Origin of the sequence: aff. Roholtiella sp. LEGE 12411 (genome assembly GCF_015206995.1) — a bacterium.
Taxonomy (GTDB): Bacteria; Cyanobacteriota; Cyanobacteriia; order Cyanobacteriales; family Nostocaceae; genus Komarekiella.
In genome coordinates, this window is the sequence record NZ_JADEXR010000171.1 from 1 (window position 1) to 12,566 (window position 12,566).

A 12,566-nucleotide genomic window follows, 5' to 3' on the forward strand; every position below is an offset into this window, starting at 1 on the left:
GGGCATGGGGTATGGGGTATGGTAAAATTTCTCACAATCTCCAGTAGCCTTCCTAAATGTGCTAGCCTAGTATGGTTAACTAATCTCGCACATCCAGGAATTCGGGTGTTTCCTAATTAGAAACTACGCCTGGGTGGAGGTTTAACCCGAATAGGAGTTCAAAAATATATGCCAGTCGTTTCATTGGCTCAAATGATGGAGTCAGGCGTTCACTTTGGGCATCAAACCCGGCGGTGGAACCCGAAAATGTCTCCTTACATTTACACTTCCCGTAATGGTGTACATATCATCGATTTGGTGCAGACTGCCCAATTGATGGATAATGCTTATAACTACATGCGATCGCACGCTGAGCAAGGAAAGAAATTTCTTTTTGTCGGCACTAAGCGGCAAGCAGCCGGAATTATTGCCCAAGAAGCCAGCCGTTGTGGTTCGCACTACATTAACCAACGTTGGTTAGGTGGAATGCTGACCAACTGGGCAACCATTAAAACACGGGTAGACCGCCTGAAAGATCTAGAACGCCGGGAAGAAACTGGAGCACTAGATTTATTGCCGAAAAAAGAAGCCTCAATGCTGCGTCGGGAAATGGCGAAGCTTCAGAAATACTTGGGCGGTATTAAAACTATGCGGAAAGTGCCCGATATCGTGGTGATCGTAGACCAACGGCGGGAGTATAACGCAGTTCAGGAATGCCAAAAACTGAATATTCCCATCGTTTCCATGTTGGATACAAACTGTGACCCGGATGTAGTAGATATACCCATCCCGGCTAACGATGACGCCATCAGGTCGATTAAGCTGATAGTCGGAAAATTGGCAGACGCTATCTATGAAGGTCGTCACGGTCAACTGGATCCAGAAGAGGATTACGAAGATTATGACGGTGGTGAGTATGACGAAGACTACGACGAAACCGAGTATACTACTGACACCGTAATTCCAGACGAAGAGGAAGAATAATTAACTCAAGGGTGAAGGATGAAGGACAAAAAGCTCACAGTTCATACTTCACCCTTTGTACTTCATCACTTTTTCTCCCCCAGCGCTGAGTAAGATAGAAATACTCAACAACCGTGAGCGATTACAACTCGAGGTCAAGTTAGGAATTGAGGCAACATGGCGGAAATATCTGCAAAACTCGTCCAAGAGCTACGCCAAAAAACTGGTGCAGGCATGATGGACTGCAAGAAAGCGCTAAAAGAAACTGATGGCGACATAGAACAAGCCGCAGACTGGTTAAGAAAAAAAGGCATTGCTTCTGCGGGTAAAAAAAGCGATCGCATTGCGGCAGAAGGTTTAGTAGACACTTATATTCAGCCTGGTGGCCGGGTGGGTGTACTCATAGAAATCAACTGCCAAACTGATTTTGTTGCCCGTAACGAAGCTTTTAAAGCTCTAGTTAAGAACCTGGCTAAGCAAGCAGCGACTACTGATAGTGTTGAATCTTTATTGGCTCAACCCTACATTGAAGATAAAAATGTAACTGTAGAAGAATTCATCAAGCAAACTATTGCTACCCTGGGTGAAAACATCCAAGTGCGCCGCTTTATCAACTTTGCCTTACCAGAAGGCACACAAGGTAGAGTAGATAGTTATATTCACACTGGCGGTAGAGTTGGTGTGTTAGTTGAGTTGAATTCTCAAACAGAGTCAGTGGCTGGTAAAGAAGAGTTCCAAACCTTGGCACGGAATACCGCCATGCAAGTTGCAGCTTGCCCAAATGTTGAGTATGTGAACGTAGACCAAATCCCCGCCGAAGTCGCCCAAAGAGAGAAAGACATAGAAATGGGGCGGGATGATTTGGCGAACAAGCCACAGAATATCAAAGAAAAGATTGTTCAGGGACGAATTGAAAAACGCCTGAAAGAATTAACTTTGCTGGATCAGCCTTATATTCGCGATCAGAGTATTTCCGTAGAAGACTTGGTGAAGCAAGTGAAGGCTCAATTAGGCGAAGATATCCAAGTGCATCGCTTTATCCGTTATATTCTAGGCGAAGGCATTGAAAAGCAAGAAAGTAACTTTGCTGATGAAGTTGCTGCACAAATGGGTACTAAGTAATTTTGGTCATTAGTCATTAGTCATTAGTCATTAGTCCTTAGTTCAAATGACTAGTAACTTTTTAAGCACAGGTCAAGCGAATTACGCTGACCTGTATTTTATTAGTACTAAGTATGCCAGAGGTGATTAATTTTTAATATCTTGTATCTAAAATATAAAAACCTCTGGATGATTATTTCATAATAAATTCGTACATTTGTACCATGTAATGGTTCATCTGGACAAGAACGAGAAGATATGGCAAGAGCAATTGAGCGAATTGAGCGGGATATTGCAGGGCTGAAACAGGCAATCAGTGCGATCGCCCTAGAACTACAAAGCGCTTATACTACTTATTTAACAACTTTGGGGCAAGCTGTACGACAACAGCTAATTCTGGCGATCTATCATCTCTGTACCCAAGGGTATGCTGAAAACTTCCTAAGTTTGTCATTGAGTCAGCGGCAGCAATTACAACAAGCCATACGCAAATTGAGTCAAGAGGCAGCTGAACAGTTACTCACTTCTATTAAGAGTGAGGCAAATGAGGAAGGTGAGGAAGCAGGGGAAGCAGGGGAAGCAGACCAAAGTAATTCTTCTTTGCCACCCTCATCTCATCCCTCTGTCTCCTCCTCTTCTCCTGACCTTTCTAATCCTATAGAACTGGCAGAATGGCAACAGAACTTAGAGGAAGCCACGCAAGAGAGACTGAAACATCTTTCGCATAATGCTAACCTTTTATTACAAAAAGCTGAGATATTACCTAAAAAATTACCGGAACCGATTTTAGCAGCAGCAGCGGCGGCATCAGAAGCATCTGCTGAAGTAATGCCGGGGCCACCCAACCTATTAAATTTAGTAATTGAAATTGAAAATGAGCAGCAATCTGAAGATTCTAGCCTCACACAGATCATGGCTATTAACTTGCGGCTAGGAGAAATTGAATTTGCTGATACAGCACTCTCATCTGAGCGCAGGCAGATCCGCAACATCTTAGCTCAGCTAAGTAAGCTAGGACGGGAGTATCAAAAAAGGCAGCGTGAAAAATCCGTTGCTGAAGCTGAAGCTGCATGGCGTGCTAGCTGGTTTGAAGATTAATCAATAGTCCATAGTCTATAGTCCAAATATTGACTCTTGACTTTTGACTCTTGACTCTTGACTCTTGACTAATGACTCATGACTAATGAAAAACCAGACTGGATACGATTGCAGAAAGCCTTGACAGTAGAGGCAGAACATGGGTTTACTGACTTGCTGGGCAAACAATACCGCTTCAGTGAATTTCTCAGCCTGACTTTTGGCAAATTTCCGCTAGTCTTACCTCTAAGTGAACGTCGTCGGTGGCATGAACTAGCGGCGCAATTTGCTAACTATCCAAATCTGGGGCTGGAAGATAGACAACATTTACTAGCAGAAACTCGTAGATATCTGTATCAACTACAGCAGGAGCAGGAGCAGCAGAGCAGCACAGACGCAGAGGAGCAGAAGAGAATAAATAAATTCAAAATCTCTAATGCAACATCTCCTGTTGTTGAGCTGAGTCGGATGCTTGCTCCGAGAATTGACCAAAAACTTAGCGACTTACCGGAAATAGGTATCAGAAAAGCTGATAATTTGGCACGTCTTGGTTTGTACAGCGTGCGCGACCTGCTTTTCTACTACCCCCGCGACCACATTGACTATGCACATCAGGTAAATATCCACGAGTTGCAGGGGGGTGAGACGGTAACAATAGTAGCTACAGTGAAGCGTTGCAATTGTTTTACTAGCCCAAAGAATAAGAAATTATCAATTTTAGAATTAATACTGAAAGATAACACTGGTCAAATCAAAATTGGCCGTTTTTACGCAGGTACGCGTTTTAGTAGTCGCGCTTGGCAGGAAAGTTTAAAAGGCCGTTACCCAGTGGGTAGTATTGTGGCGGCATGTGGATTGGTGAAAGAAAGTAAATACGGCTTGACACTGGATAATCCAGAACTAGAAGTTTTAGCAAATCCAGGAGATACAATTGAGTCGCTGAATATTGGGCGAATAGTACCAATTTATACATTAACCGAGGGGATAGTAGCAAATATGGTGCGACAGGCGGTAATAGCCGTTTTACCCGCTACATCTCATCTGAAAGACCCTCTGCCAAGTGGTTTGCGACAGAAGTATAATTTGATGGAATTGAAAGACGCGATCGCTAATATCCACTTTCCTAACGATAGCGCCAGTCTGCAAGTTGCCCGTCGTCGCCTAGTCTTTGATGAATTTTTCTACCTGCAACTCGGTTTACTACAACGTCAGCAGCAAGCAAGGGCGATTCAAACTAGCGCCATTCTCGCTCCAAAAGGTCAACTTTTAGAGAAATTCCACGAAATACTGCCTTTTCAACTTACCGGCGCACAGCAACGAGTGATCAACGACATCCTTAACGACTTACAAAAACCCGTGCCGATGAATCGTCTGGTGCAAGGCGATGTCGGTTCTGGTAAAACAGTCGTCGCCGTGCTGGCTATTTTGGCAGCAATTCAATCTGGCTACCAAGCGGCGCTAATGGCTCCCACAGAGGTTTTGGCAGAACAGCATTACCGCAAGTTAGTTAGCTGGTTTAACTTGCTACATTTACCCGTAGAATTACTGACAGGTTCTACAAAAACTACCAAACGGCGACAAATTCACGCCCAGCTAGGAACAGGTGAATTACCCTTGTTAGTCGGAACTCACGCCTTGATTCAAGATCCTGTCAATTTCCAGCAATTGGGTTTGGTGGTAATTGATGAGCAGCACCGCTTTGGGGTGGAACAGCGGGCACGTTTGCAGCAAAAAGGTGAACAACCACATGTATTAACTATGACAGCTACACCTATTCCTCGAACGCTGGCATTAACGATACACGGGGATTTGGATGTGAGCCAAATTGATGAGTTACCACCAGGACGGCAAAAGATTCAGACAACAGTGCTATCAGGTCAGGAACGCACCCATGCTTATGATCTCATCCGCCGGGAAATTGTCCAAGGAAGACAAGTTTATGTGATTTTACCACTGGTAGAAGAATCAGAAAAATTGGATTTGCGATCGGCAGTGGATGAGCATCAAAAGTTACAAGAAAGCGTTTTTCCCGACTTTCAAGTGGGACTGTTACACGGTCGCATGAGTTCATCTGAGAAGGATGATGCAATTACCAAATTCCGCGACAACCAGACGCAAATTTTGGTTTCGACTACGGTTGTTGAAGTGGGTGTAGACGTGCCTAATGCAACTGTAATGCTCATTGAAAATGCGGAGCGATTTGGCTTGTCGCAACTGCACCAACTGCGGGGGCGTGTCGGTCGTGGCGCGGCTCAATCTTATTGTTTGTTGATGAGTAGTTCTAGAAGTCCTGATGCTCAACAAAGGCTGAAGGTATTGGAACAATCTCAAGATGGCTTTTTCATCTCTGAGATGGATATGCGTTTTCGTGGGCCCGGACAAGTACTAGGAACGCGTCAATCGGGAGTGCCAGATTTTACCTTGGCGAGTTTAGTTGATGATGAGGAAGTGTTACTTTTAGCGCGGCAAGCAGCGGAGAAGATAATAGAGATAGATGCAACCTTAGAGCGTTGGTATTTAATGAAAGAAGAGTTGAAGTATCGGTATGAGCGGTTGATGGGTGGGGCGATTTTGACATGATGTCGATACGTGACATACTCCCACACCGAAAGCTTGCTCTCTACGAGACGCAGACTTTACCTTGTAACGGGGCGTAGCCAATTACGAATTAGCCCCTATAAACTACATCCCGGCCCTTCAAGACCTTCAGCAAAACTGATTAATTCTAACGAATCGGGGTTTACTAGTAACTGTTTTGCTACTAGTAATCCAGCAATACTCCAAGTTTGATAAATCCGGGCTTCTTTACCAATCAGCCGACCATTATTACCATCGTAGTATTCTGGAAATTGATCCTCAAACAAACGGCTTTCAGCAATGGCGATCGCTTCTTGAGCAAGTTCTATCCGACCTGTTTTCTGTGCCGCCGCAGTGAATAACCAAAGTAAAACAGGCCAGTTACCGCCGTTATGATAAGACCAAGGGATATTTTTGGGGTCACATCCTGTAACAATCTGCCACTCTAAACCTTCCAAAGCGGGAAAGCAGATTTTAACAGGCATATAGCCAATTAAGTCTTCCCAGCGTTGAGCAAACAAATTCATGATGCTTTGAGATTCTTCTTCGCTAGCTAAAGAAGATATAATTGCCATCAAATTTCCCAAGGCAAAAAAGCGAAAATCCATCCGTCCCGGCCCCAGATTTCCCGCTAAATATCCTCCATTTTCGGGCAACCATTCGGTTAACCAACTAGGTATTGATTGTGAGTAGATATTAAATTTATTGGCAACTTCTTTACCAAACTCATCACCTTTGTAGCGATAAATTTCCCGTAATCGCTTCAGGTCTAACCAGTAATAGTTACGGATGTGATATTTTAAAGTTCCCAATCGCTGAGTGACGTTGCGGAGATAGCGATCGCCATTTCCATCTGGCAAAAGTAATTCACTAGCAGCCCTGAGAGACGCATAAAATAACACTTGAATTTCTAGAGGATGTTCGTAGACTCCCATCCGACGGTCAATCATAAACGCGCCATCGGGAACTAACATCGTGGGGTACATGGAAAACCGATGTACCAAGCAAAGATCTAGAATTAGCTTGATTCCTTCTTGAAAGTCTGGCTGACGTGCTAGAGCTAAATCACCTGTGGCCTTTTCATAAGCCCGTAGCAGCAGAATCCACCACATACAAGAATCAACTGGAGGAACACGAGCGATCGCCTGCTCACCAAAATCAGCGATCAAAAATTCCTCACTCCCACTGCATACTACTTTAAAACTTGCAGGCATTAACCCGGCTCCCGGTTCAAAGCAGTCTATCTGCTTTTCATGGCTTTGTAATTTGAGTGTTTCTATTAAAAAGTTGCGGACAATCTCTGTTTTGCCATGCATGAGGAAAACTAAGGCAGAAGGCACAAAATCGCGGAGAAAGCACTGGTCATAATTGAGTGCATTGGACTCTGGATCGTGTGCGGCTACGCTACCAATGGGTTTTCCGTGGTAATAAATTATAGAGTTTTCTAGGAGTTGCCAGGCTTCTGCTTCTAATAAATTGTTCTTGTTGATCGCGCGAGTCATAAAGCGTTTAATTCCACTACTAGTCTCGGTTCAATTGTGGAAAGCACGCCAGCCAAAATCTCAAGCTGACCAAGCTTCTCGGAAGTCAGCATAGAGAGTTAGTCCACCGTCTACAAACAAGGTTTGTCCAGTGATGTAAGCGGCTTCATCCGAAGCTAAAAAAGCTACTACTGCTGCCATTTCTTCGGAAGTACCTGCACGCCCCATTGGAATGTGACTTTCCACGATCGCCTTTTTTTCGGGGTTATCTGTCCAGTCTTGATTGATGGGCGTAATCGTGGCTCCGGGCCCAATGGCGTTTACACGAATACCCCGGTTAGCATATTCCAACGCCAGGCTTTTGGTCAGGTTTTCCATACCGCCTTTGCTAATTGAATAGCTGATATACATTGGTCGAGGAATAATTTCGTGAACGCTGGAAACATTAATAATTACCCCCGAACGGTTTTGCGACAGGAGGTGTTTAATTGTTTCACGGGCACATAGGTAAGCACCCCGGAGATTTACCGCAATCACCCGATCAAAGTCTGCTGTCGTAACTTCGTGGGATGAAGATTCTGTTTGAATACCAGCATTGTTGACGAGAATATCTACACTGCCAAATTCCTCAACCACGGCGTTGACTATTTCAATAATGTCTGATTCCTGAGAAACATCTCCTTGGACTAGAAGCGACTTCACACCACAATTTTCGATATTTCCGCAGGCTTTTTGCATTGCCATCTCTTCCGTATCAACCCCTGCTTGGGGGTCTTTGCGGTAATTAATAGCGATGTTGCACCCCTCTTGGGCAAGTCTCACAGCGATCGCTTGACCAATACCTGACGTTGCGCCTGTAATTAGGGCGCTTTTGCCCTTTAATCCTATCATGTTTGTTCCCTCGTCTGTCTGTGCTTTAACTTGCATTTAGTTACAAGCTAAGAGTTTGTCATGATTGCATCTGTAATTATTTGAAGAAAATTCTGAGCGCTAACTTTTAACGCTCAGAACATCAATGCAACTTAGCGTTAGCCCCTATTGCAAATTCGCTGGCACTTTTTCGGGAACCACCCAGTAGTAAATAGTTTTTCCTTCTACGTTCAATGTCTGCTGTGGTTTCCAATCACCCATATCGAAAGCGTGGGAGACAATCCTAGTACCGGGTTTGAGTTCTTTCAATAGCTTGGGGCGGAGCTTGAGGTTAATATCAGGCAACAGGTAGAGTGTGACTACCGTTGCATCACTAAAATCCGTATTAAACAAGTCTTGTTGAACAAACCGGACGCGATCGCTTACTCCTGCTTGCTTAGCATTTTCGTTAGCTTCTTGAATGAGTTCGGGGTTAATATCTATACCAGTTCCGCGTGTACCATACTTTTGCGCGGCTGTAACCACGATGCGCCCATCACCACTACCAAGGTCATAAAGCACATCATTTTTGCCCACTTTGGCCACTTTCAACATTGCATCTACAACTGGCTGTGGTGTTGGTACATAGGGAACATCGCCAGGGCGTTCTTGAGGTTGAGTTGTGGAAGCTGGTGTTTCAGTCGTCGGAGCCGTCGTCGAAGTAGGTACTTGTGCCCCTGCTTCAAAGTCACGCTGTTGCGTCGCACATCCCGCAACTCCTAAGCTGGTAACACTAGCTGTTGTAACCAGTAAAAGCAGAATTTTTTTGAAGCCCATGAATTTTCTCCTTTGTCTTTGTTAATAGTCAAAAGTCAAGGGTCAAGGGTCAAGAGACAGTAGTTATTTATTCTCCTTGTCCCCCACTCCCCCACTCCCCTGACTTCATGCCCTACCTTGGCGATAGTTATTCCAAAGCAGCATTGGAATACCTGCGGCTACAACTACAACCCCAACAATTGCCCCTACGCCGGTATAAACCAAGCTGGAGTAAAGCAAGTAGCCACATACGGCACAAAATAGCAAGGGAGTTAAAGGATAAAATGGCACACGAAATGGTCGTAGTATCTGGGGTTCACGCTTTCGTAATACCAGCAGCGATATGCCCGAAAGCAAGAAGAAAAACCAAAAAACTGGGGCAGTGTAATCCACCATCGTTTCAAAGCCTTTACGGGTGAACGTGCCTAAAAAAACCAGTAATAAGGCGATCGCTGCCTGCAATAGTAAGGCATAAGTAGGAGTGCTGGGGCGTTGTTGCCAGCGTCCCATAAAACCGAATAGTGAAAAATCCTGTCCTAGAGCGTAATTAGTCCGCGCTCCGGTGAAAATCGTGGCGTTGGTTGCTCCTAAAGTGGCAATTGCAATCAGTAGACTGATGAACAAGGCTCCGGGTGCGCCCCAAAGCGATCGCATTAAATCTGCGGCTACGGCTTCTGACTGTGACATGTTTGCTAATCCTAGTCCCCGCAGGTAAGCCAGATTGATTAGCAGGTAAATGGCGGTGATTATGCCAATACTCCAGAGCAGCGATCGCACGATGTTACGCTGTTTATTCTGGATTTCTGCTGAAATATAGGCTGCCTCGTTCCAGCCACCGTAGGACAGCAGTACAAACACCATTGCCAGTCCCCAAGTTCCTGATGATGCAGATTCTACAGGGACAGCAGCATTAGGGACAGCCATCAGGCCAATAATTACCACCAGCAACAAACCCAGGACTTTCGCCGCACTCAGCAAGTTTTGTGTCCACTTACCCTGCTGCAAACCGATGATGTTTAGAGCAGTTAAAAGAGCGATCGCTATGGCTGCATAAACAGAAGACGAAAGCGTGCCTAGCCGCCATATTTGAGAAGCATAGTCACCAAATACAAATGCCAATAGAGCAATAGAACCAGTTTGAATCACTGTCATCCGTGCCCAAGCAAATAAAAAGGCGACTCCTCTGCCAAAAGCCCGCTTCAGGTAATAGTAAACACCTCCAACATTGGGATAAGCCGTCGCCAATTCTGCGTAGCACAAGGCTCCTACGAGAGACACTACACCACCGAGTAGCCAGAAAAGTAGTACAGCAATATCACTACCTGCTTGAGCTGCCACCAGAGCGGGAGTTTGAAAAATCCCTGCCCCGATCACAACACCGACAATCAGCGCGATCGCATCTGGTAAGGTTAGGGATGGTTTAGGTGCTGCTGCTTCCGTTATCAATCTTTGATCAAGTAAACTGTGGTCTTTACGTCTACCCACATTGGCTCCTCACTAGTTTTGACTGTTGAGTGCTGAGTGGGAACTCTTGGCTTTGTTTCATCAGAAAACTATTCCTCTGGATAATTCAGACTTTGAAACTCACTACTCAGCACTACTTTTTGGGTTGCGGGCCTCGCCCTGGGCCACCAGCCCAAGGTGGCGGCCCTTCAGGAGAGCGAATTTGAATCGTTGAGCCATTGGCACGAGTGATGCTAAAAGCGTCGAATTCGTCCCCTTTGTTCTCTAATTCGCCTGTGACAGTAACTTTCTCACCTTGTGAAAGGCTGAGTTCGCGCCACCAACGAGGCCCAGCATCGACGATAATTTGCCCAGAGCCATCATTGAGGGTGAATTTATTACCCACAATACTTTCGACTTGCCCAGTTATGCTGATGCTTCTAGGGCGTCGTAAGTCAACAATTCTAGTAGTTTGGGCAAACACCAATTCAGAGATTGACAGCACAGGTATTATGGCTGCCATTGTTGCGATCGCTAATTTTACTAATAATCGCTGATTCATTTATGAATCTTCTCCAGTGTTAATCGTTTAATAGGTATACGTAGCCTAGAAGTTGTAGCCAACGCCTAGCAGTATTCGTTGATGTTTCAGCAGTGGCGGAAAATGCACTCATACCAACTATTACAGTCGTCAGATCCAGTAGATAAAAACTTCTCTTGATCCCAGGACTTACGCAACTGGCATATTATTTTAAGTTCGTAGTAAGGACTAAAGTCCTTACTACGAACTTAAAATTGAGCTTTTTGTGACACTTGCGTAAGTCCTGGATAGGATAAGTAAGCATGAATAATCCTTGTGAAGCATTGGTCAACAACTGAAAGTTGGTACAAGTTTTTTGAACGTGGTCTATAGGCAATAGATTTGAGAGAGCAGTAATCTATTTGCTTGAGGTGGGAGCACTAAATTTTATCTATATCTTGATCATTGAAGATAAATGTGACGTGAAAATGACATTCAAGCATTCAAAATTAAAATAAGATTACACATAATCTGGTAAATTATTTTTGTCTTCTATCTTATGCCTGATTTTGCATCTACCATTTAGTAGATTTTTTATTTTGAATCAAACTTGAACATGAAAAATGCACAATTAATAATAAAAAATTAATTCTTAGGACTAATCCGATAGCCCATACCATAGATAGTTTCAATCCAGTCTGCTGCACTTACTAACTGTAACCGTTGCCGTAGACGACGTACTAGGGTTGTCATTGCATTACTCTCTGGTTCATTTCCCCACTCCCATAATGCCTGTTCTATTTGGTCACGGCTTAAAACATGACGTGGATGGCGCATCATGTACTGTAGTAATTGAAACTCACGTGCAGATAACTCGACAATCGCCTGTCCCCGTTCCACTGTTAGGGTAGAAATGTGTAATTGCAAGTCAGCAAGCTGGAGGATTTCACCTTCCCACTGGGGCGATCTCCTGCCTAATGCTCGCACTCTTGCTAATAGCTCAAACACATCCGTAGGTTTGACGAGATAATCATCTGCTCCAGCATCTAAACCTGTAACTTTATCAATAGTGGTGTCTTTTGCTGTCAATATCAATATAGGTGCTGTTTTACCGGCTTGCCGATATTGACGACACAAATCCAAGCCGCTAATTTCCGGCAGCATCCAGTCCAAAATCAATAGGTCGTAGTCCCTTTGAGAGATAACCCACTGAGCGATCGCCCCATTTTCTACACCATCTACAATATGTCCAGCTTGCGACAATGCTGTTTGTATAGGCTCTAATTGTGCCAGATCGTCTTCTACCAAAAGTATTCGCATCATTAACTTATCTTGTTTTTTCTAACATTTAGAGTAGAATATCTGACTCAGTAATGCTTCTTCCAGCAGTGAGATTTTCAACGAATTAGAAGATTATAATGCTTTTAAATCTGCCGAAATCGTATCTTAATCTTAGGGAAAAATACTACTATCCTAAATTTTGGACATAACAAATTAGCTCATGATATTACTCTAGATAGAGAGCAAATTTAAGAACAAGATGTTTCTTACTGACGATCTAGGCTGCGATGCCTTAAACCTCTAATTAATTACAGTGGATTCGACAATGATTTAGCAAACCCGATAATTTGGGGTTTTCATAAATTACCAAATCACATCCTTGAAATAAACTAAAATCCTTATCTAGCCATAGGACTAATATTTGATTTTTGAAAACAATTCAGCTTTATTACTTCTTCCCCATTCCCCATTCCCCATTC

The 12,566-nt window shown here is 44.0% G+C and carries 10 protein-coding genes; 4 read left to right on the plus strand and 6 right to left on the minus strand.

The features are described 5' to 3' along the window. The first annotated feature begins 168 nt into the window (after positions 1–168). The 4 genes from rpsB to recG all read left to right on the plus strand — a co-directional run bounded on the left by rpsB (position 169) and on the right by recG (position 5,700). Positions 169–963 carry a 30S ribosomal protein S2 gene (rpsB, locus tag IQ246_RS25160; protein WP_194006050.1) on the plus strand — a complete coding sequence of 265 codons (795 nt, stop codon included), beginning with the start codon at positions 169–171 and terminating at the stop codon, positions 961–963. Positions 964–1,119: 156 nt separating this feature from the next. Continuing rightward, a complete protein-coding gene (gene tsf, locus IQ246_RS25165) occupies positions 1,120–2,064 on the plus strand; it encodes a translation elongation factor Ts (RefSeq protein WP_194006051.1) in 945 nt (314 codons plus the stop codon). A gap of 237 nt (positions 2,065–2,301) precedes the next feature. Beyond that, a complete protein-coding gene (locus tag IQ246_RS25170; protein WP_194006052.1) occupies positions 2,302–3,141 on the plus strand; it encodes a hypothetical protein in 840 nt (279 codons plus the stop codon). 78 nt (positions 3,142–3,219) lie between these two features. Continuing rightward, positions 3,220–5,700, plus strand: coding sequence for an ATP-dependent DNA helicase RecG (gene recG / locus IQ246_RS25175; protein ID WP_194006053.1), 2,481 nt, complete (start codon positions 3,220–3,222; stop codon positions 5,698–5,700). A gap of 95 nt (positions 5,701–5,795) precedes the next feature. On the opposite strand, the gene IQ246_RS25180 is transcribed toward recG, so the two are convergent. The 6 genes from IQ246_RS25180 to rppA form a co-directional block, all read right to left on the minus strand. Then, positions 5,796–7,199: a glycoside hydrolase 100 family protein gene (locus IQ246_RS25180; RefSeq protein WP_194006054.1), complete on the minus strand. Its 1,404-nt coding sequence runs from the start codon at positions 7,197–7,199 to the stop codon at positions 5,796–5,798. 60 nt (positions 7,200–7,259) lie between these two features. After that, positions 7,260–8,069: a glucose 1-dehydrogenase gene (locus IQ246_RS25185; RefSeq protein ID WP_194006055.1), complete on the minus strand. Its 810-nt coding sequence runs from the start codon at positions 8,067–8,069 to the stop codon at positions 7,260–7,262. Positions 8,070–8,213: 144 nt separating this feature from the next. Next, on the minus strand, positions 8,214–8,864 hold the full coding sequence (locus tag IQ246_RS25190; protein WP_194006056.1) for a class I SAM-dependent methyltransferase: 651 nt from the start codon (positions 8,862–8,864) through the stop codon (positions 8,214–8,216). A gap of 105 nt (positions 8,865–8,969) precedes the next feature. Further along, positions 8,970–10,328, minus strand: coding sequence for an amino acid permease (locus IQ246_RS25195; protein WP_194006057.1), 1,359 nt, complete (start codon positions 10,326–10,328; stop codon positions 8,970–8,972). Positions 10,329–10,440: 112 nt separating this feature from the next. Further along, positions 10,441–10,848, minus strand: coding sequence for a DNA-binding protein (locus IQ246_RS25200; RefSeq protein ID WP_194006058.1), 408 nt, complete (start codon positions 10,846–10,848; stop codon positions 10,441–10,443). Positions 10,849–11,451: 603 nt separating this feature from the next. After that, positions 11,452–12,126, minus strand: a complete 675-nt coding sequence (rppA, locus tag IQ246_RS25205; RefSeq protein ID WP_194006059.1) for a two-component system response regulator RppA — start codon at positions 12,124–12,126, stop codon at positions 11,452–11,454. Between the last annotated feature and the right edge of the window lie 440 nt (positions 12,127–12,566).